The organism is Bacillus cereus group sp. RP37 (genome assembly GCF_040459695.1).
Lineage (GTDB): Bacteria > Bacillota > Bacilli > Bacillales > Bacillaceae_G > Bacillus_A.
The window spans coordinates 1,646,935-1,669,181 of record NZ_JARVHP010000001.1 but is presented as its reverse complement, the minus strand read 5'-3'; the positions used below and the strand labels follow the sequence as shown (position 1 = coordinate 1,669,181).

Sequence of the window (22,247 nt, the reverse complement as noted above, 5' to 3'; positions counted from 1 at the left end):
TAGATTTTAAAATAAATACAAATAAAAAAAGAAGCGATTTATTTCATCGCTTCTTTTTTATTAAATCATATCTAAAATCACAGTATCCCTACATAACCCTCTTAAACATCTTCTCCAACTCATAAGTAGAATGATGTACAAGAATCGGTCTTCCGTGCGGGCATGTGTATGGGTTTGTTGTTGTACGTAGTTCTTCCAGTAAAGCAAATATTTGATCGTTCGTTAAATATTGATTTGCTTTAATCGATGCTTTACAGCTCATCATGATGGCTGCTTCTTCACGTAACTTTTTAATATCAACTTTTTTTAGTTTGACGACTTGTTCCATCATTTCGTCGATAATGTCTGTTTCTTGTCCTTTTGGGAACCACGTTGGATGTGAACGGACGATAAAGGATTGATGACCGAATTGCTCTAAGAACAGTCCAACTTTTTTCAGTTCTTCTAGTTGCTCTTCGACACGTAAAAATTCAGTAAGAGATAAGTCAATACGGTATGGTACAAGTAGCTCTTGTACTTCTTGCGCTACTCTTCCTACTTTATCACGGAAGTATTCATAATTAATACGTTCCTGCGCGGCATGTTGGTCAATCATATATAAACCTTTATCATTTTGAGCGAAAATATATGTTCCATGCATTTGTCCAATTGGATAAAGCGGTGGTAAGTCATTACCGTTCATTTCAATCTCTTCTATTTCCTGAACTTCTTCTTCCAATTCCTCTAATTCAAAGTCTTCATCGTTACTGTTCCACGGTTTCTCTTCTCGAATTGGTTCTTCCATTATCGGTTTAATAGATGGCTGCCAACTTTGTTCTTCTCTTACGAGCGACTGTGGTGGCTGCCATTCTCGCTTCGGTGGTTGCCACAGTTGTGCTGGCTGTTTCACAGCCAGTGGTTCTTCTCGTTTTTCATCCATGCCAGTCGGTAAAACGATGTCCGGCATAGATGGTTCTTTCGGCTTCGCATGCTCAAACTGAAACTGTTCTTGCACACTTTCATCTTTTTCTTTTTTCTTCGTTGTTACACCTGCATCTGGAATGAGCTGTATTTTTTTGAATGCCGATTGCAATGTTTCTTCGATAAGCTTTAGCAATTCTTGTTCTTTACTAAAACGAACTTCTAATTTCGCTGGATGTACGTTAACGTCAACAAGCATTGGATCCATTTCAATCGATAAGAAGCCGATTGGATATCGTCCGACTGGCAGTAATGTATGGTATCCTTGCTGAATGGCTTTCATTAATACGAAATTTCGAACATAGCGACCATTTACGATCGTTGACATATAATTTCGAGATGCTCTCGTTACTTCTGGTAATGTTACATAACCTTTAATTGTGAAATCTAAAGATTCCGCTTCAATTGGAATAAGCTTCTTCGCAACTTGAATACTGTAAATTGATGCAAGTACTTGTCTTACATCACCATTTCCTGATGTGTGAAGCAATTTCTTTTCATTATGAAACAACTTTAATGATACTTCTGGATGTGACATTGCAATACGATACACGATATCTGTAATATTCCCAAGCTCTGTATGAATGGTTTTCATATATTTAAGACGCGCTGGTGTATTAAAGAATAAGTTTTGTACTGTAATATCTGTTCCTTTTCGGCTCGCTGTTTTCTCTTGCTTTATAATGTCTCCACCTTTAATCATAAGGTGCGTACCAGGTGCATCACCTGTGCTAGTGATTAATTCTAATTCACTAACTGAGGCAATACTCGGCAATGCCTCACCACGGAAACCGAGTGTTCTAATGCGAAACAGATCGTTTTCATCTTTAATTTTGCTCGTCGCATGTCGTTCAAAAGCGACGATACAATCTTCTTCTGCAATGCCATCCCCATTATCAATGATGCGAATTTTTGATAAACCAGCTTCTTCTAAGTGGATTTCAATAGATGTACTATTCGCATCGATAGAATTTTCCACAAGTTCTTTTACGACTGAGGCAGGGCGCTCTACTACTTCCCCTGCCGCAATTAAGTTAGAGAGTTGGTCATCGAGTTTGCGAATTTTCCCCATCTACTTACTCATCCTTTCTTTAACTTTTTCTGTAAGCGATACAATTCATTCATCGCTTCTAAAGGTGTCATATCAAGTAAATCAATTTTTTTAATTTGCGCAAGTACTGCCGTTTCTTTTGCATCTAGAACTGGCCTGTCTTGTTTTTTCGAAGACTGTTCTCCACCAAAGAATGATAGTTGTGATTCTTCTTCAGTCTCTACTTTCGTCTCTTGTATTTCTACTGGCGCTTCTTTTACAACTACAGGTTCTGGAATAACTTCTTGCTCTTGCTCTTTCACTTCTACACGCTTTGGAATAACAATTTCTTCTTGTCCTTCTAGTTGCGCTAACACTTCTTTCGCGCGAGCAATTAAACTATCTGGAAGCTCCGCAAGTTGTGCAACGTGAATTCCGTAACTTTTATCAGCCGCTCCATCTTGAATTTTATGAAGGAATACTACTTTTCCGTTCTCTTCAATAGCTGAAACATGTACATTCTTCAGTTGATCTAAACTTTCTTCTAGCACCGTCAATTCATGATAATGCGTAGAGAATAATGTTTTTGCACCAATTTGGTCATGAATATGCTCAATGATTGCTTGTGCAAGTGCCATACCATCATACGTAGATGTACCGCGTCCAATTTCATCGAATAAAATTAAACTTCTTTCTGATGCGTTTGCAATGGCATTTTTCGCTTCTAACATTTCGACCATAAATGTACTTTGACCGGAAATTAAATCATCCGCTGCACCAATTCTCGTAAAGATTTGATCAAATACAGGTAATACTGCTTCTGTCGCTGGTACGAAACAACCAATCTGTGACATAACAGTTACAAGTGCTAATTGTCTCATATACGTACTTTTACCAGACATGTTCGGTCCTGTAATTAAAAAGACATCCATTTTCTCTGGCATAATACAATCATTCGGTACATACAATTTCCCGTTCAATACTTTTTCAACGACAGGATGGCGACCATCTTTAATAAAGATTTCACGCTTCGTTGTTAGTACAGGTTTTACAAACTGTTCTTCTTCACTAACTGTCGCAAAACTTTGCAGTACATCTAATTCACTAATTACTTTCGCTAAATGCTGTAATTTCGGAATAAATACTTTTACTTCTTCACGCAGCGCTGTAAATAGATCATATTCTAGTTGTACAATTTTTTCTTCTGCTTCTAAGATTAATGTTTCTTTTTCTTTCAGTTCATCTGTAATGAAACGTTCAGCATTAGCAAGCGTTTGTTTACGCTCATAGCGACCTTCTGGTAATGCTCCAAGATTCGCCTTCGTCACTTCAATGTAGTAGCCAAAAATACGGTTGTACCCGATTTTTAACGATTTAACTCCTGTAATATCGCGCTCTCGTTTTTCAAGCTCAGCGATCCACGTTTTCCCGTTTTTACTAACGTAACGATATTGATCAAGCTTGTCATTATAACCGTCTTTAATAATATCTCCATCTTTAATAGAAAGCGGTGGGTTTTCTTGAATACTTCTTCCTAGTAATTCAGTTAAGCTCTCACATGGATCTGCACCTTGAATTAACCTTGCTGCATACGCATTATCTAACAGACTAATCGCTTCTAAAATAGCTGGTACTTGAAGTAAAGATCGTCTTAACTGTAATAAGTCCCGTGCATTCACATTACCAAATGCAACTTTCCCTGCTAAACGTTCTAAATCATATACTTCTTTTAACTTTTCCTTTAAATCTTCACGTAAGAAGTAATCATTTACAAACGTTTCAACCATTTCTAAACGCTCTTCAACTTTTTCTTTTTGAATAAGTGGACGTTCCATCCACTGTTTTAACATACGACCACCCATAGCTGTTTTCGTTTTATCTAATAGCCATAATAATGATCCTGTTTTTTCTTTTGTTCGAAGTGTTTCTGTCAGTTCTAAATTTCGCTTTGAATGCACATCAATTTTCATAAACTGGTTCGTATAATAAATTTCCACTGGTTGCAAGTGATCTAACGAACGTTTCTGTGTTCTTATTACATAGTTAAATAAGCGTCCAATTGCTTTAATTAACTTTGCTTGTGAAACATTTTTCACAAGATGTTCTAATCCTTCCGGAATAGTTGTTGCATCTTCATACGAAATCGTCATTTTTAATGTTTCAGTAAATTTATTTAATTCATCTTTTGAAAATGTAGAATCTACAACAATTTCTTTTGAACCAGTTGCATACACTTCTAATAAAATATCTTCTACTGAACCTGTTAACAACGTTACTGTATTTTGTCCAGTCGTTAAATCATTACAAGCTAAAGCATATGATCCATCTTCAAAATGTGTTAATGCTGCTAAGAAGTTATTTTCTTTCTCATCAATCGTACGCCCTTCCATCATCGTTCCTGGCGTAATTAGTTGTACGACTTCACGGCGCACTACACCTTTAGCTGTTTTTGGATCTTCCACTTGCTCACAAACAGCTACTTTATATCCTTTTTCAACAAGTTGTTCAATATAATTTTTAGCTGCATGATGTGGTACACCGCACATCGGTATACGATCACTACTACCACCATCTCGGCTCGTTAATGTAATTTCAAGTTCATGAGCTGCTTTAACCGCATCTTCAAAGAACATTTCATAAAAATCACCTAAGCGGAAAAATAAAAAGGCATCTTGATAGTCTGCCTTAACCTTTAAATATTGCTGTATCATAGGCGTATATTGCGTCATACTTTTCCTCCATAATTCTTACATAATAATCTATATTCATATATGTCACATTTCACGGACACTCATATCTCCTATTTCAGGAGTCTTTCTTCATTATAGCACATTTCATAAGGAATCATGTTCATTCAAGCACTACTTATGTAAAGTAAAAAGCTAGGAAGAACTTCTCCCTAGCTTTCTATTACTCTTCTTCTGCATCAACAATAAAGTTCGGATCTAACTCTTCAAACTCATCATCATCGATTTGGAAATCTTCGTCTGATTCTACACAACCTTCAGGGTTTACACTTACACAAATTTTTGTTTCGCCAACTACTTCTGTTACAAATTCACGTTCTACAGTTACAACAATTTTATTACCATTTGGTGATACAAGAGCTTCTAAACAATTTGGTGGCTGAATGACACGAGCAATAATTTCTAAATCATCACCAGAAAAGTTTTTATCACGATACCCAATACTTACTTCATCAGTGTAGTTCACACGTTCTGTTACAACTTCTGTCTTTGTATTACCATCAAATGAATACCAAGTGTTCACATCATAGAAACCTTCAATTTCCACATGCTTTCCATTCTTTCTTGCTTCGTACGAGTGGTTAATTACCCAGCACCCTAAAATACTTGTTGGCTCATTATTCGATTCACATGTATGCGTTGACTTTGTATACTTACGTCCTTTTCCAACCACTGCTTTTGTAATAATCTCTCTAAATTCGGACATTCGTAACCCTCCTCAATCACTATTCACTTAATCATATGCGTGACAATAGCGGAATGTGTCATTCTTTTTTCGAGAAGAACTTACGTTAACCCACTAAAAAAAAGAGATGTCAGTATGACATCTCTTTAACAACCACAATTTCCTTTTTTACTTTCTACCGCTGCGCCCGTTTCACCTTTCAATACATCGCCATTAGTTGAAATTAATATTTCATCTGTTACGTTGTTAGAAATCGTACTTGCAACTAACTGTAGTAAGTCATTTACGTATGTTTGTGAAGATTTAAATTCTTGTACTACTGGGATACTATCTAACTTATCTTGCAGGGCATCAATTTCAGCTTCTACTTTTTTCAAAGCTTCCCATTTCCCGTAATGTTGCAAGTTTACTGCTTGCTTTTGCAGCGCTTTAATTTCATCAATTGCGCGCTTTACATTTTCATTTTTATGAATTTGCGCCTCTGCTTTCTTAAAGAAATCAACTTCTTCTGTTTCAGAAATCATTTTTGCTAATTCTTTCGCTTGTTCAACAATTTCATCTTTCGAATATGCTTTCATCTATAATTCCACCTCAATCGGCTCTTCAACTAATTCCCCGTTAAGAGACCAAGTTTTTGCTTCCGTTACTTTTACTTTTACAAGCTGACCAATTAAAGATTTTGAAGCGACGAAGTTTACAAGTTTATTCGTACGAGTATAACCTGCAAGTACTTCTGGATTATTTTTACTTTCCCCATCAACTAACACTTCTACAATTTGACCTTTGTAACGATTATTCTTTTCAATTGCCAACGTATTTACTAGTGTATTTAAGCGTTGAAGACGTTCTTTTTTCACTTCCATCGGTACATTATCTTTCATTTTTGCAGCTGGTGTACCTTCGCGCGGAGAATAAATAAAGGTAAAGGCAGTATCAAATCCTACTTCACGATATAACGACATCGTTTCTTCAAATTGCTCATCTGTTTCATTTGGGAAACCGACGATAATATCAGTTGTTAATACTACATTTGGAATGGCTTCCTTAATTTTTCTTACAAGTTCTAAATAATGCTCACGTGAATATTTACGCGCCATAATTTTTAACATATCTGTGCTTCCAGATTGAACTGGTAAGTGAATATGTTCTACTAAGTTTCCACCTTTTCCAAGCACTTCAATTAAATGATCATCGAAATCACGTGGATGGCTCGTTGTAAAACGAATACGGGCAATATCCACTTTACGGAGTTCCTCCATTAAATCGCCTAGACCGTATTCAAAATCTTCAAAGTCTTTACCATATGCATTTACGTTCTGTCCAAGTAACGTAATTTCTTTATAACCATTTGCAGCTAAATGACGAATCTCTTGGATGATATCTTCTGGACGTCTGCTTCGCTCTTTTCCGCGTGTATACGGTACGATACAATATGTACAGAACTTATCGCAGCCATACATAATATTTACCCAGGCTTTAATATCACCACGGCGTACTTTCGGAAGGTTTTCAATTACGTCCCCTTCTTTTGACCAAACTTCAACTACCGTCTCCTTAGAAAACATTGCATCTTTTAGAATGTACGGTAATCTATGAATATTATGCGTTCCAAAAACCATATCTACATGCTGATTTTTTTGCATAATTTTATTTACAACAGATTCCTCTTGAGACATACAACCACATACACCAATTAAAAGGTCCGGATTTCTTCGTTTTAATGACTTTAAATGACCTAGTTCACCGAACACTTTATTTTCAGCATTTTCACGAATGGCACAAGTATTTAATAATACTACATCTGCATCTTCAGTTGAAAAAGTTGGTTCATATCCAAGCGCGGTGAAAATACCCGCCATTACTTCCGTATCATGCTCATTCATTTGACAACCATATGTACGAATATAGAACTTTCTTCCTGTACCAAAATTGCGAAACTCTTCAGGTAAGCCAAAATCCCGTTCAATTTTAACTTCTTCTTTCCCTCGCTTTTTTGCATCTTTTAAGGAAGGTGGTTGGTATACATTTTCAAAGTATTTACTATAATCTTTCTCTTCTTTTTTCGTAGAGGAATTTGCTTGTTGACTTGCTAATCGTTGTTGCTCGTTCATCGGTAATCTCCTTTCACCCTTAACTATACACACTCTATAGTCCATTTTAATGCGCTTAAACTCACCTCAAAAATGGTTAGATAGCTTGAGAGATAACTTGTCCTTTGAAACTTGAGTAACCAATCTAATCATCTATAAGAATGAAGTCTTCCCCACACAAATAGACATTCCCTTTTCGTATTTCTTTTTGTCCTACCAAAAGCATATTGCTTTATCCCTATAAACATTACCATAGTATGAAGCGTTTCGCCAATTTTAACAAGAAATAGGATCTGTCTTATCTTACTTTTCATTAGCAATGAACTCGCTATTTTCATACAACGATTTATATATTATTTTACCATTCTGAATTTTCTAAGTAAATATAACTACCTTTTATTTTTCCTCATTAAAAAAAGGTTGCCAAGCGGCAACCTTTTTTTCTTACATTACATTACATAAATTCAGCAACAAGTTCATCAAACATTTTCTGATCCATATTTAAATCAGATTGCACTAAAGGCTTCTCACTATAGCCTTTTACAAGTTCTTGGTATGAAGGCTGTGCTGTATTTTGATAAATTAAACCTGTTACTAATCCGTTATTTTCCATTAATGTTTGCATAGCCATCATGCGATTAGATGGATCATATCCCTCTACTGTACTTAGTTTTGTTAAATTCTCTTTAAACCAATCATAAGTATTTACTTTATTGTAAGTAACACATGGGCTGAACACGTTAATTAATGAAAATCCTTTATGGTTAATACCAGCTTCAATAATTTGTGTTAATTCTTTTAAATCACTTGAAAAGCTTTGCGCCACAAATGTTGCACCAGCTGTTAAAGCCATTTCCATAACATTTAGTGACGGTTCAATTGAACCTTGTGGTGTACTTTTCGTTTTAAATCCAGCTTCACTACGTGGTGAAGTTTGCCCTTTTGTTAATCCATAGATTTGGTTATCCATTACGATGTACGTAATGTCGATGTTACGACGAATAGAATGGATTGTATGTCCCATACCAATTGCAAATCCATCACCGTCACCACCTGATGCGATAACTGTTAAATCACGATTTGCCATTTTCACACCTTGTGCAATCGGAAGGGCACGTCCGTGAATACTATGCACACCATATGAATTAATATACCCTGAAATACGACCTGAACAGCCGATACCAGAAATAACAGCAAGTTCATCTGGATTTAAGCCAACGTTAGCTGCCGCACGTTGAATTGCAGCTTGCACCGAGAAGTCTCCGCAACCTGGGCACCAGTTTGGTTTTACACTGTTACGAAAGTCCTTAAATGTTGCCATTTAATACAACCCCTTTTTTGCATTCGTTGTAAATCTCTTTTGGCAAGAATGGGTTTCCATCATATTTTAAAAGACTAGAAATTTTCTCACCGTTACCAAGATTCATTTTCATAATGTTAGCAAGCTGACCCGTTGCATTGTTTTCTACCACTACAACACGCTTCGCATTTTTCACAAGTGGATCGATTTCAGCTGTTGGGAACGGGTGAATTAAACGCACATGAGCATGGTTTACTTTCATACCCTCTTGTTCTAAGCGCTCCATTGCTTCTTCGATCGCACCACGAGTTGAGTTAAATCCAACAAGCAATACGTCTGCTTCTTCATGCTTAACATTTTTATAAACAGGGGTATTAAACTTCAAGTTCTCCATTTTACGGAAACGTTTGTCCATTTGATCTTTACGGTTTATTGCTGATTCAGATGGTTTACCAGTTTCATCATGTTCTACACCTGTAACATGGTGAACACCATTTTTCATACCAGGTAAAACACGTGGTGAAACGCCATCTTCAGTTACTTCATAACGCTTGAAATATGCTTTATTTTCACGTTCTGGTAATTCCGCCTCTAAATCAAGCTTACCGCGACGAATTTCCACTTTATCTAACGTAAGCGGTTCTACCGTTTGTTTCCCTAAAGAAAGCTGTAAATCTGTTAAGAAAATAACAGGAACTTGATATTCTTCAGCAAGGTTAAATGCTTCTACAATATCATAGAAAGCTTCTTCAACTGTACTTGGTGCCATTACGATTTTTGGAATCTCACCATGCGTACCGTAAATCATCGCCATTAAATCAGACTGCTCTTGTTTCGTTGGTAATCCTGTACTTGGACCACCACGTTGTGTATCAACAATTACTAATGGTGTTTCTGTAATACCCGCTAAACCAATCGCTTCCATCATTAAAGATAGACCTGGACCAGCAGATGCAGTTAATGTACGAACACCAGCATAGTTTGCACCGATTGCCATTGTACAAGCTGCGATTTCATCCTCAGTTTGGATTACTGTCCCGCCAACTTTTGGCAATTTTTTAATTAAGTATTCCATAATTTCAGATGCAGGTGTAATTGGATATGCAGACATAAAGCGAGCACCACCAGCTACCGCACCAAATGCGATTGCATCGTTTCCAATCATAAACATGCGTTTCTTACCATCAGCTTTTTCAAGCTGCATCATGTTCACTTTCTCACCTAGCAATTCTTTCATATATTGAGAGCCACGTTTAATTGCATCCATATTCTTTTGAACGACTTGCTCTCCTTTACGACCAAAGATCTCTTCAACAACATCTAAATAAGCTGTCTCGTCTAGCCCTAATACCGCACTTGATGCCCCAACAGCAACCATGTTTTTCATTAATGATGTACCTAATTCTGAAGCAATATCTGTAAACGGTATCACATATAGATTTACATCTGTATTGTCAGGTATTGTTGGATTAAATTTCGCATCCGCAACTACAATTCCACCTGGACGTAGTTCGTGGAAGTTAAAATCAATTGTTTCTTGATCAAAAGCAATTAAAATATCTAAATCATCTGAGATCGCGCGTACTTCTGTTGTACTTACACGAATTTTATTATTTGTATGGCCGCCTTTAATACGTGATGAGAAGTGGCGGTAACCGTATAGGTAATATCCTAATCGGTTTAATGCAATACAGAAGATTTCTCCTGTACTTTCAATTCCTTCACCTTGTTGGCCTCCAACTTTCCATGAAAGTTGACTAATCATCTCCTACACCCCTTTTGGCTGCATTCATTGTAGTGTATTTTTTTACAGTAATAGTTTAGCATTTTTTATACAAATAAACTACAACGGACGCAAATTATGCCTCTTCTGATTTCCCTGAATCTTTAGTATAAAACTATTTTGTTTTTCATTCTAGTATTAGGTCTTAAAAAAAGCAATAATATCAAATGAATTAATTCTGATTTTTTTGTATTTTCAAAACAAAAATCTTAAAAGCTTATATGTTCAACAAAATTATCATATAAAAATCGCTCTACAGTAGATGCAGCATAGTGTTTACAAAGCTCATTCATTACATTTTCATACTCTCTATACGCTGATACATTTACAACTGTTTCTAATATCCCATCAAAATCGGAACCAAATCCTATATTGTTCTCTCCACCTAATGAACAAATATATTCGATATGTCTTACTATATCTGCTATATGCGCTTGTTTTTCACTTGTTAGAAACTGTGGTACGAAAGTGACACCGATCATGCTATTTCGCTTTATAAGAGCTCTAAGTTGTTCATCGTTTAAATTACGTGGGTGCTGACAAAGTTTCGTACAATTTGAGTGGGAGGCAATAGGATTTTTGGCAATTTCTATAACATCCCAAAAACTTCTTTCATTCAGATGAGACACATCGGTCCATACATGCAGCGTATTAAGTTCTTGTACAACATGTTTACCAAATGTCGTTAAACCCGCCCCACGTGTCTCCAGCGCACCATCAGCTAATAAATTGGCATAATTCCATGTCAGTCCAAAAGAACGTACTCCTAGGCGATAAAACAACCGTAATTTCATTGCATCTTTTCCAATTGCTTCGCATCCTTCTAATGTTAATATCGCTCCAATCTCGTCCTGTTTTAACATGCTAATATCATTTTTTGTCTGAATAAACTTCACACCCGGTAGTGATAAAATTTCATTATAAAAAATATCTGCCATTTGTAATGCCGCTTCAAATCGTTTTTCATATAGCACCGTTTCTGGCACATATATAGCAAAACATTGTATACTTCCTTTTCTTCTCTTTAACTGTTCAAATGTAATATGTAATTGCGAATCGTTTTTAAAATTCTTTTCCCCCTGTGCACTCCATAACTGAAAGAGTACATCACAATGAGCATCAAAAATTTTCATTTCCATTCCTCCATTATAAAAACAACCTGTTTGCATACTGCAAACAGGTTGTTTAAACTTAACGAGGTTCTACAATTAATTTTATTGCTGTACGCTCTTCCCCATCAATCATAATATCTGTAAACGCTGGGATACAAATTAGGTCCAAACCACTAGGCGCTACAAATCCTCTTGCAATTGCTACTGCCTTTACCGCTTGGTTCAATGCACCTGCACCAATGGCTTGAATTTCTGCTGTTCCGCGTTCGCGAATAACACCTGCAAGTGCACCAGCTACAGAATTAGGGACCGACGTTGCTTTAACTTTTAATATTTCCATTCCGCGTTTCCTCCTCGTTTCTATAAAAAGTATTAGCAATTATTTCACTTTAACTTATATTCACGAGGAATGACGCGTATTCCTGCTAAATTTCCGTAATTTTTCTAAAAAATTAAAAAATAATAAATTATCTAAATTTTATCCAGGAATTACTCAAAAAATGGTTGATCATCATTAATTAAGATACGCTGAATTTTCTTAGCTTTCCCTGTATTAGGATCCACATCAATTAGCACTGCACTTAATTGTGTTCTACCACTTGTCACTTCAAATCGTACTGGTAAGTTTGTTAAAAACTTCTTCAATACCGCTTCTCGATCCATACCTAAAATTCCATCGTACGGTCCTGTCATACCAACATCTGTGATATATGCCGTTCCGCTTGGTAAAATACGATTATCTGCTGTAGGAACATGTGTATGCGTACCTACTACCGCTGTAGCACGACCATCTACATACCAACCTAACGCTTGTTTTTCACTTGTAGTTTCCGCATGGAAATCAATAAAGATAATATTCGTACGTTTTTTTGCAATGTTAATTAATTCATCCACTTTACGGAATGGGCAATCAATCGGAGGAAGGAATGTACGTCCTTGTAAGTTAATGACTGCAACTTCTGTTCCATTACAGTTCACAAAGATAAGTCCTTTTCCTGGAGTTCCTTCTGGGAAGTTAGCTGGTCTTGCAAGATATTTTGCGTCATCAATAAATTCAAATACTTCACGGTTATCCCACGCGTGGTTTCCAAGTGTAACCGCTTGTGCCCCGCATTCTAAAAAGTTTCGATATATTTTTTCCGTAATTCCACGTCCACCTGCTGCATTTTCTCCATTAATAATGGTTACTGTAGGTGTATATTTTTTCTTTAATGCCGGTACGTATTGTTGAATCATACCTCTACCAGGAGATCCTACTACATCCCCAACAAATAATATTCTCATATGTCTTACCCTTCCTATGTACTACATTTTTTATTACTTAGCTTCAAGTGATTTCCTTACAATATATTTATTATAAGTTTGTTGCACTTGTATACTAATTCCCTTTATTTTAACCAATTCCAACACAAAAAAATAAAGTGGTGTTTCACCACTTTATTTTGCGTATTCCACTGCACGTGTCTCACGAATAACAGTTACTTTAATATGTCCTGGGTAATCCAGTTCATTTTCAATACGTTTTCGAATATCACGAGCTAAACGATGAGCTTCTAAATCATCAATTGTATCTGGTTTTACCAGAATACGAACTTCTCGTCCTGCTTGAATTGCGAAAGATTTTTCTACGCCTTCATAAGACTCTGAAATCTCTTCTAACTTTTCAAGACGACGAATATAGTTCTCAAGTGTTTCACTACGAGCTCCAGGTCTTGCAGCTGATAATGCATCTGCTGCTGCAACTAAAACTGCAATGATAGAAGTTGGTTCTGTGTCCCCATGGTGAGATGCAATACTGTTTATAACTACAGGATGCTCTTTATATTTCGTTGCGAGTTCAACACCAATTTCAACGTGGCTACCTTCTACTTCATGGTCAATCGCTTTACCGATATCATGTAATAGACCAGCACGTCTTGCTAGCTTTTCATCCTCACCAAGCTCTGCTGCCATAAGTCCAGTTAAATACGCAACTTCCATAGAGTGTTTTAAGACGTTTTGTCCGTAACTTGTACGGTATTTTAAACGACCTAAAATCTTAATTAAATCTGGATGTAATCCGTGAACACCCACTTCAAACGTTGTTTGCTCTCCGACTTCGCGAATATACTCGTCCACTTCACGTCTTGATTTTTCGACCATCTCTTCAATACGCGCTGGGTGAATACGTCCGTCCTGTACTAGTTTATCAAGAGCGATACGAGCTGTTTCACGACGAATTGGGTCGAATCCAGAAAGGATAACCGCTTCTGGTGTATCATCGATAATAAGGTCAATACCTGTTAACGTTTCTAACGTACGAATATTTCGACCTTCACGTCCGATAATACGTCCCTTCATTTCGTCATTTGGAAGATTTACAACCGAAACGGTTGTTTCAGCAACATGATCAGCTGCACATCTTTGCATTGCAAGAGATAAGATTTCTTTTGCTTTCTTATCCGCTTCTTCTTTCGCACGAACTTCACTTTCTTTTACCATTACGGCAATTTCATGAGAAACTTCACTTTCTACTTTACCAAGAATAATTGCTTTCGCTTGTTCGCGTGTCAGATTGGAAATGCGCTCTAATTCTGTTTGTTGCTTTTGAACTAACTCTCCCACTTTGCTTTCCAACTCTTCAATCTGTTGTTGTCTCGCTACAAGAGAATCCTCTTTCTTTTCTAACTGTAGCTCGCGTTTATCGAGCGTTTCGTCTTTACGATCAAGGTTCTCTTCTTTTTGCATTAAACGATTTTCTTGTTTTTGTAATTCGCTTCTACGGTCACGAATTTCTAATTCAGCTTCTGTACGAAGTGTATGAATTTCATCCTTTGCTTCTAAAAGCGCTTCTTTCTTAAGTGCTTCAGCCTCACGATTCGCTTCGTCTATAATACGTTTCGCTTCATTAGCTGCACCATTAATCTTCGCTTCGGCAATAGACTTTCGAACAAAAAAGCCAACAACTGCACCGACTGTTGCAAGCAAAATGGAGATGAGTATCCAAACTGTAGTACTACTCATGATTTCACCTCCCCTTGCTATGAATGAAAAAAGACTGTCGGCATGTACATTGAATACCAACATACAGCAAAGACCGTCGTCCCACTTTTTTAAGGGACTTTCTTCATTTCACAATTAAAATGTCATATTATTATTTCGGCAAGATTTAAGTCTTACTCCGAATATTACTTCTCTTCTTGAGAAGAGTGTTTCGTATATAAGAAAAAATATACATTCTCATTGTATCTATCGCAATTTTCATTGTCAAGCGTTGTCTACTTTTACTTTCTTTACCTTCAGCCCTAATTCATATATGAATTTAAAAAGAAGACAGCATATTATCCTGGAAAACCTTAGTAAATTCCAGTTTATGCATACAAAACATGCATATATCCCTCTTTATACATAGCCTTTTAGGCAGATTAAATATTTTATCTCCAACGATATACAACGCTTTCATAATGATTAAAAAATAAAAGACACGGAACCGTGTCTTTTATTTTTTAATCTTGAAGATTTGAATCTTCCGTGTCTTCAGCACCAGAGTCTTCACCAATTCCGTGATGATCACGAACAAAGAAGGCAATTTCCTCTCTTAAATCCGTATTCTCTTTTAAGAATTGCTTCGAATTTTCACGACCTTGTCCTAAACGCTCTTCATTATAAGAGTACCAAGCACCACTCTTTTGAACGATATCAAGTTCAGAAGCCATATCTAAGATTTCACCTTCTCTTGAAATACCTTCTCCATACATAATATCAACTTCAGCAACACGGAATGGTGGTGCCACTTTATTTTTAACTACTTTTACTTTTGTTTTATTACCAACGATGTCGTTACCTTGCTTTAATTGCTCCGCACGACGTACTTCAAGACGAACTGTTGAATAGAATTTCAACGCACGACCACCTGGAGTTGTTTCTGGCACTATCTATAGATTTTCCATCTCTATAGTCCGGACTATCTCTTCATCTCTTTACAGAGAGCCTTGCACTTCCAGCAGTAGCCTATCATCTGCCGTACCCTACTCAGTTAACTAAAAGTCCTTTTCGGTAGTCTCTACACCTTCCCCATATCACTATGGAGCTTGGCACGGTATTACCCTAAATAATGGTGGGCTTCACCGTTAGCAACTATATGAATAGTTACACCCTTAGGCAATAAGGTTCACAAGGTTTTTTAACATGCTATCACTAGCAAGGGAAACCCATGGTAAACTCCTTAATCTTTTGTGCCACTTTTTCTTTATTTACTAACTCTTCTTCATGTATAACAAGATATTTATAGCAGCTCTCTTCCATAAATAAAAGTTTTCTTTTATCTCGTTCTTTTATTTTGTTGAGTGAGTGTGCCCATTTCCCATGGACATCTAAACAATATTTTCTACCTAAGTAGAAATCAATGGACCACTTATCGATTCTTTTTTGCTTAATGAACGCCAGATCTAAGCTTAATAATATCTGTTCGACCTGTTGTTCCAGTAAAGTATCATAATTTTTCTTTCTGACCTTTACATTAAGCTCTTTTCTCCTTTTAGCAACACATGTATCGGATACGCCATACTTAACGGCAATTTCAACATGTGATAAATATGGATTTTTTAACTCCTGTTCAACTTCTGCGGTTTTAGGTAAATAAATCTTCCTATGTCTGGTTCTTTTAATTCCGAGTAACTTTAATATTTCACCTACTCGCCTTTCATCCAGATTAATTTCTTTACCTATATCTTTTAATTTTCTCTCCGCATGTGTCGCGATAAAATCCACTTGCCATTGTTCTATGTTTCGATAAGTTCTATTTCCGATTGTCACTGCCACCTTAATCTCTCCTTATAAGAAATCCCTTATAAAGACTTAAATGAAGAAGACAAATAAAGATTCAAGTACTACGCTCTGATTAAGCAACTTGTGGTTGATTTCCGAACATAACCCCAACTTTTTCACGAATTTGGTTAATAAAGATTGCGATTGTTTTTGATTTATTGATTGCACCTGACAGCTTACGAAGTGCTTGAGACATTAAACGAGCTTGTAGACCTACGTGTGAGTCACCCATGTCTCCTTCAATCTCAGCTTTCGGTACAAGAGCTGCTACAGAGTCAATTACGATAATATCAACCGCGCCACTTCGTACAAGTGCTTCTGCGATTTCTAGTCCTTGCTCCCCTGTATCAGGTTGTGATAATAGTAATTCATCTATGTTAACGCCTAATTTTTGTGCATATACAGGATCCATTGCATGCTCCGCATCAATAAACGCTGCTTGTCCACCTTGACGCTGTACTTCAGCGATTGCGTGTAATGAAACTGTTGTTTTACCTGAACTTTCTGGTCCATAAATTTCGATAATACGGCCACGTGGGTATCCGCCTACCCCTAGTGCCACATCAAGTGCTAAAGAACCACTTGAAATTGTAGAAATTCTACGCTCCGCTTGTTCTCCTAATTTCATAATTGAACCTTTACCGAATTGCTTCTCTATTTGTTTTAACGCCATATCTAACGCCGCTTGACGATCACTCATTCAAAATTCCTCCTTAACTGAATTGCTAATCTTATTATACCTATTTTCAATTCAATTTGCCAACAAAAATCGAACATTTATTCGATTTTTTTATTTTCCAATTAATAAAACTGCATTTAAGCATTAAAAAAAGCTAGAAGAGACTCACATCTCTTCTAGCTTTTTATACAAATGATAAAATCCATATTTCGCCGAACGTTCCCTAATTTGTTGACGACTTCCACTTAAATGAAGAGGAAAGACTACAGTTGACTCATCCTTAATCGCCAATCCAACAAATACTGTTCCCGGCTCTTTATGTTCTGAAGCATCTGGTCCTGCTACCCCAGTGAAACTAATTCCGATATCCGCTTTTAATAGGCCCTTAACATTTTCAGCAAGATAACGAGCACATTCTTTACTAACTGCACCATCAGTAGACAATACTTCCTCAGGTACATGTAAAACATGTTGCTTCACATCATTATGATAACAAATGACACCGCCTTTAAATACTGAAGACACACCAGCACTTTCTGTTACTTGATTGCCGAAGAGACCACCGGTTAAACTTTCTGCACACGCTAAAGTTAATCCTTTTTTCTTCAATAACTTTATCGCCTTATCATGCAGAAATTCTTGATCGTACCCGTAGAAAAATTCTCCTACTCTTTCTAAAATCAAATCTTCCATATGCTGAATGAGTTTCGCCGCTTCATCAGCATTTTGATGTTTGGCAGTTAAACGTAGTGTCACTTCTCCATCATTCGCAAGTGGGGCGATTGTCGGGTTCATTTGTCCATCAATTAAATCTTGAACTTTCACCTCTAATTGAGATTCCCCAATCCCAAAAAAGCGAAGCACACGAGAATAAATGTTTTCTCCTGTTGTAAAATTACGTAAAAAAGGCTCTACATAACTTATATACATCGGCTTCATCTCTTTCGGTGGTCCTGGTAATAAAATATAAACTTTCCCGTTCTTATTTAACCCCATACCAGGTGCCATGCCGTGATCATTCGCAAATACAGTTGCTCCATTCAAAACGAGCGCCTGCTTTTTATTATTCTCTGTGAACTCGCGACCTGTACGCTTAAAGTAATCGCTTATCGAGGCTAATGCCTTTTCATCATACACAAGCTCTTCACCCAAACTAGAAGATATCGTTTCTTTCGTCAAATCATCTTTTGTCGGGCCTAATCCACCTGTGAAAATAAGCATGTCAGCACGTTCTTCCGCAACTTCAATCGCCCGCTGTAATCGCTTGTTATTATCTCCAACTACAGTATGGTAGTACACATTAATTCCAATTGAAGCTAACTTTTCAGATAAAAACTGGGCATTTGTATTTGCAATTTGTCCAAGTAATAATTCAGTTCCAACCGCAATAATTTCAGCATTCATCCCAATTCCCCCATAAACTTCTATTTTGAGTTTACAAAAGCAGCTCTATTTTTCCAGAAATAATCCCACCCTGAAATAACAGTAAAGATTAATGCAATCCATATAAAGATATCAGCCACCGGAATATGGATTAAATTTAAAGGTACATCGTGTAATAAATATGCTGCAATCGCGATAATTTGTGTCCATGTCTTAATTTTCCCTAGCTGATTTGCCGCAACTACTTCCCCTGTTCCAGCAAGTACAAGGCGTAAACCTGTTACTGCAAACTCTCGACTTATAATTATAATAACAATCCAAGCAGGTACGTATTGCATCTCAACTAATGTAATAAGTGCTGCCGAAACAAGTAATTTATCCGCTAACGGGTCAAGAAATTTCCCTAAATTCGTTACAAGATTATACTTTCTTGCGTAATGTCCATCAATCCAATCTGTAGCCGAAGCAACAATAAAGATAAGTGCTCCTACTAAATGTTGAATTGGCAAATCAACATCACCAATTGTGTATGAACCCCAATCAAAGGGTGCTAACATAATTACCATAAAAATTGGAATTAAGAAGATTCTAGATATTGTAATTTTGTTTGGTAAATTCACAGCTATTCCTCCATCATATCAAAAACATTTGTTCATTGAAAAAAGTCATCGAAGCGATGACTGTTATTGTGCAGGTTGCTCTATCCCTTGGTTTTTTATCACCAATCTTTGGTGAAGTTCTTTTTCTGGATCCAATGGATAAGCGACCACTTGGCCATTCAGTTTAACTTCAACATTCGTTGCATTTCCAATATTAAGTCGCACTTCTTTTACTGTTGATACATTATGTTTTTCTATTTGGCCCTCTTGTACTGTAGTGTTTAGAATCACATTCCCAGCATCATCTTTAACATCTACATAACTCGCACCTTTACCCGATATTTCCAGTTCTAATGTTTTATTATTATGAATTTCCAAAGTAGATACTTTACCAGTTGTTCCAACTACTTTCACTTCTTGTTGTCCAGTTGGCTGTTCCTCTTTCTTTGGTTCTTCTTTCTTAGGCTCTTCTTTTTTTGGTTCCTCTTTTTTCGGCTCTTCTGCTTTCACTTCATCTTTCTTCGTATCTAGCGGAGAGTTTTCTGCTTTTTTAACTTCAATTTTCTCACTTTGAGCATTCGGAACTTTCTCATCACCTTTTCCAGTTAACGCTTGGAAAACAAACCAAATTACCACTCCAAATGCAATTACTAATAGCGCAACTAAAACTTTCGGCATATGATCTGCAATTGGCCATGATGAAGTTTTTTGCATTGTTTCTTGTGTTTTTTGTCCAGTTGATACTTGTGGAACATCGCGTTTTTCAGATTGTGGTATCGTACTCTGATATTCTACAAGCAGTTCCTCTCCATTTAACCCAACCGCCTCTGCGTATTGTTTAATGAATGCACGCGCATAAAAAGCTCCTGGCAATACATCATAATTGCCTTCCTCAATCGCTACTAAATGGCGTTTTTGAATTTTTGTACTCTCATGCAGCTGATCAATAGACAAGCCTTTCGTTCCTCTTGCTTCTTTCAGCTTTTGTCCTAATTCCGTCACTACTAACACCTCAATATTTCTTTAAAAGTCAAACATAGAGAAATTATTTTGCGTACCTTGCTCAATTTCATCTACTAAATTATATTGAATTTCTTCATCATAATCGTTACGCAACTCGATAATATAATCAAAATCATCCAATGTGTATTCTGACTGACTCACAAATACGTCAGGATGTTCCACAACTTTCGTTGCAGGTAATCTCATAATTTCACGAACAAGCTGCCAATGCCTTTCGTTAGCACGCTTTGTTGACACGATTCCATCTAAGATGAAAATATTGTCGTCGCTATACTCATCTTCAATCAATTGACTACGAACAGTTTGCTTAATAAGAGTAGATGATACAAATAGCCATCTTTTATTTGCACAAACACTTGCGGCAACAATGGATTCTGTTTTTCCGACACGAGGCATTCCTCGTATCCCGATTAGTTTATGGCCTTCTTTTTTCATGATTTCAGCCATAAAATCTACAAGTAACCCTAATTCATCACGTACAAAACGAAATGTCTTTTTATCATCTGCATCTCGTTGTATGTACCTACCATGTCTAACTGCTAGCTTATCTCTTAGCTTTGGCGGACGATATTTCGTTACCGTTATGTTATCCATCGTATTTAAAATTGATTCAAGTCTAGAGATTTGCTCTTGATTATCACACATAAGGAGTAATCCACGTCGTGCATTATCTACACCATTAATTGTGACAATATTAATGCCGAGCATACCGATTAACGAAGAAACGTCACCAAGCAAGCCAGGTCGGTTTTTATGTATTTCATATTCAAAATACCATTCAATCATCCAAGATCACTCCCCTTGCTTACTTTACACCTACGTACTATATTATATGATTTCACCTTAATAGGGAAGCTAAATGTATAATCTATCCCGCGTTATTATTATACAAAAAAAATAGAGAGGAGATTCTCCTCTCTATTTTTTTACTTATGTTGTACAAACTTCACCATTAAGTTTGCAATTGTATGTTGCTCTTGTTCATCAGCAACTTTCCATAGCTCAGACAATAATTTCTCTTGATCGTTTCGCGCTTCTACTTCATTTGCTAAATAATCACCAACACGGAATGCCATATCTGATACAGCACCACCATCAAGACCTTTTCCTGATGCTTGTTCTAAACGTTCTCCTAAAAAGCTCTTCCATTGATCAAAATTATCTAAAACTGACATGTGTAAGCACCTCACTACTTAGTAATAGAATCATGCTTAATTTGTGCAGTTTTTCATTTTTTATGTAAGAATTTTTTAGCAATGCCAACCGCCATTCACTCCGATAATTTGTCCAGTTATGTAAGATGCTCCTGGTGATACGAGGAATGACACTGTTTTCGCTACCTCTTCTGGTAATCCTAATCGCCCTAGCGGAATCTCTTCAGCAATTTCATTCTTATCCTCTTCTGAAAATACATGTAACATTTCCGTTTCAATTGCACCTGGTGCCACCGCGTTAACCCTTAATCCACTTAATGAAACTTCTTTTGCTAAAGCTTTCACATATGAATTTTGTGCACCTTTTACCATCGAGTAAAGCACTTCACATGATGCGCCAATTTGTCCCCATATAGACGAAATAAGTACAATATTACCGCTTCTCCGCTGAATCATAGATGGCAGCGCCATTGATAATAGTTTATAGATGCTCTTCACTTGAAGTTCTACCATATAATTCAATTCATCGTTCGTTACATCTGTTACTAGTCCAAAGATACTCTTCCCAGCTGCATATACGATAACATCAAGAGGATGTTCAATTTGTCCCCACAATTGCTCTGCCCCATCACTAGAAGCCAAATTCGCTTGAACAGGAATCACTTCACCCCATTCTTTCTGCAACTCATTCACTTTCTCTTCACTGTTATTATAATGAACATATACTGTATATCCATCTTGAATTAATTGTTTTGAAATAGCAGAGCCAATCCCTCCGCTTCCTCCAGTTACTAATGCATACTTTTTCATATAATTCCTCTCTTATCCCATCAAAATCTTTATCCTACAAATAAATAATACCCTCATCTTACAATTTATCAATGATAAGATGAGGG

At 36.7% G+C, this 22,247-nt stretch carries 18 protein-coding genes and 2 pseudogenes; all 20 read right to left on the bottom strand.

Annotated elements, in window-relative coordinates; all coding sequences use genetic code 11:
* Positions 1 to 88 precede the first annotated feature (88 nt).
* The 20 genes and pseudogenes from mutL to ymfI all read right to left on the bottom strand — a co-directional run bounded on the left by mutL (position 89) and on the right by ymfI (position 22,161).
* Complete coding sequence (gene mutL / locus QCI44_RS08895; RefSeq protein WP_016135228.1) at positions 89 to 2,032, bottom strand: DNA mismatch repair endonuclease MutL; 1,944 nt, start codon at positions 2,030 to 2,032, stop codon at positions 89 to 91.
* Positions 2,033 to 2,040: 8 nt separating this feature from the next.
* Positions 2,041 to 4,719 carry a DNA mismatch repair protein MutS gene (mutS, locus tag QCI44_RS08890; protein WP_353811074.1) on the bottom strand — a complete coding sequence of 893 codons (2,679 nt, stop codon included), beginning with the start codon at positions 4,717 to 4,719 and terminating at the stop codon, positions 2,041 to 2,043.
* Positions 4,720 to 4,900: 181 nt separating this feature from the next.
* Positions 4,901 to 5,443 (bottom strand): outer spore coat protein CotE, encoded by a 543-nt coding sequence (gene cotE, locus QCI44_RS08885; protein ID WP_001288800.1) that lies wholly within the window; start codon positions 5,441 to 5,443, stop codon positions 4,901 to 4,903.
* A gap of 125 nt (positions 5,444 to 5,568) precedes the next feature.
* Positions 5,569 to 6,000, bottom strand: a complete 432-nt coding sequence (locus QCI44_RS08880; protein WP_016086647.1) for a YlbF/YmcA family competence regulator — start codon at positions 5,998 to 6,000, stop codon at positions 5,569 to 5,571.
* Complete coding sequence (gene miaB / locus QCI44_RS08875) at positions 6,001 to 7,533, bottom strand: tRNA (N6-isopentenyl adenosine(37)-C2)-methylthiotransferase MiaB (RefSeq protein ID WP_088084170.1); 1,533 nt, start codon at positions 7,531 to 7,533, stop codon at positions 6,001 to 6,003.
* A 433-nt stretch (positions 7,534 to 7,966) separates the two neighbouring features.
* On the bottom strand, positions 7,967 to 8,833 hold the full coding sequence (locus QCI44_RS08870; protein WP_000190154.1) for a 2-oxoacid:ferredoxin oxidoreductase subunit beta: 867 nt from the start codon (positions 8,831 to 8,833) through the stop codon (positions 7,967 to 7,969).
* Positions 8,820 to 10,577, bottom strand: a complete 1,758-nt coding sequence (locus QCI44_RS08865; protein ID WP_000625413.1) for a 2-oxoacid:acceptor oxidoreductase subunit alpha — start codon at positions 10,575 to 10,577, stop codon at positions 8,820 to 8,822. The genes QCI44_RS08870 and QCI44_RS08865 overlap by 14 nt, the downstream gene beginning before the upstream one ends.
* Before the next feature lie 227 nt (positions 10,578 to 10,804).
* Positions 10,805 to 11,728 carry a dipeptidase gene (locus tag QCI44_RS08860; protein WP_016086645.1) on the bottom strand — a complete coding sequence of 308 codons (924 nt, stop codon included), beginning with the start codon at positions 11,726 to 11,728 and terminating at the stop codon, positions 10,805 to 10,807.
* A 58-nt stretch (positions 11,729 to 11,786) separates the two neighbouring features.
* Complete coding sequence (gene spoVS, locus QCI44_RS08855; protein WP_000404341.1) at positions 11,787 to 12,047, bottom strand: stage V sporulation protein SpoVS; 261 nt, start codon at positions 12,045 to 12,047, stop codon at positions 11,787 to 11,789.
* A 149-nt stretch (positions 12,048 to 12,196) separates the two neighbouring features.
* Positions 12,197 to 12,991, bottom strand: a complete 795-nt coding sequence (locus tag QCI44_RS08850; protein ID WP_016086644.1) for a TIGR00282 family metallophosphoesterase — start codon at positions 12,989 to 12,991, stop codon at positions 12,197 to 12,199.
* A 153-nt stretch (positions 12,992 to 13,144) separates the two neighbouring features.
* Complete coding sequence (gene rny, locus QCI44_RS08845; RefSeq protein WP_016086643.1) at positions 13,145 to 14,710, bottom strand: ribonuclease Y; 1,566 nt, start codon at positions 14,708 to 14,710, stop codon at positions 13,145 to 13,147.
* Positions 14,711 to 15,192: 482 nt separating this feature from the next.
* Positions 15,193 to 15,615: pseudogene (locus QCI44_RS08840) on the bottom strand (recombinase RecA family protein); the annotation flags it as partial.
* A gap of 268 nt (positions 15,616 to 15,883) precedes the next feature.
* Entirely contained in the window at positions 15,884 to 16,507 is a 624-nt protein-coding gene (locus tag QCI44_RS08835; RefSeq protein ID WP_000301531.1) for a PDDEXK family nuclease, read from the bottom strand.
* A 97-nt stretch (positions 16,508 to 16,604) separates the two neighbouring features.
* A pseudogene (recA, locus tag QCI44_RS08830) lies at positions 16,605 to 17,213 on the bottom strand (recombinase RecA); the annotation flags it as partial.
* A 144-nt stretch (positions 17,214 to 17,357) separates the two neighbouring features.
* Positions 17,358 to 18,596 (bottom strand): competence/damage-inducible protein CinA, encoded by a 1,239-nt coding sequence (gene cinA, locus QCI44_RS08825; RefSeq protein ID WP_016135230.1) that lies wholly within the window; start codon positions 18,594 to 18,596, stop codon positions 17,358 to 17,360.
* A 20-nt stretch (positions 18,597 to 18,616) separates the two neighbouring features.
* Positions 18,617 to 19,195 (bottom strand): CDP-diacylglycerol--glycerol-3-phosphate 3-phosphatidyltransferase, encoded by a 579-nt coding sequence (gene pgsA, locus QCI44_RS08820; RefSeq protein WP_001052973.1) that lies wholly within the window; start codon positions 19,193 to 19,195, stop codon positions 18,617 to 18,619.
* A 63-nt stretch (positions 19,196 to 19,258) separates the two neighbouring features.
* Positions 19,259 to 20,176, bottom strand: a complete 918-nt coding sequence (locus tag QCI44_RS08815; protein WP_016086641.1) for a helix-turn-helix domain-containing protein — start codon at positions 20,174 to 20,176, stop codon at positions 19,259 to 19,261.
* Positions 20,177 to 20,197: 21 nt separating this feature from the next.
* Positions 20,198 to 20,983 carry a DUF3388 domain-containing protein gene (locus tag QCI44_RS08810; protein ID WP_000574107.1) on the bottom strand — a complete coding sequence of 262 codons (786 nt, stop codon included), beginning with the start codon at positions 20,981 to 20,983 and terminating at the stop codon, positions 20,198 to 20,200.
* Positions 20,984 to 21,123: 140 nt separating this feature from the next.
* Complete coding sequence (locus QCI44_RS08805; protein WP_000114455.1) at positions 21,124 to 21,372, bottom strand: DUF3243 domain-containing protein; 249 nt, start codon at positions 21,370 to 21,372, stop codon at positions 21,124 to 21,126.
* Between the two features lie 75 nt (positions 21,373 to 21,447).
* Positions 21,448 to 22,161, bottom strand: a complete 714-nt coding sequence (ymfI, locus tag QCI44_RS08800) for an elongation factor P 5-aminopentanone reductase (RefSeq protein ID WP_016086640.1) — start codon at positions 22,159 to 22,161, stop codon at positions 21,448 to 21,450.
* Positions 22,162 to 22,247: the final 86 nt, after the last annotated feature.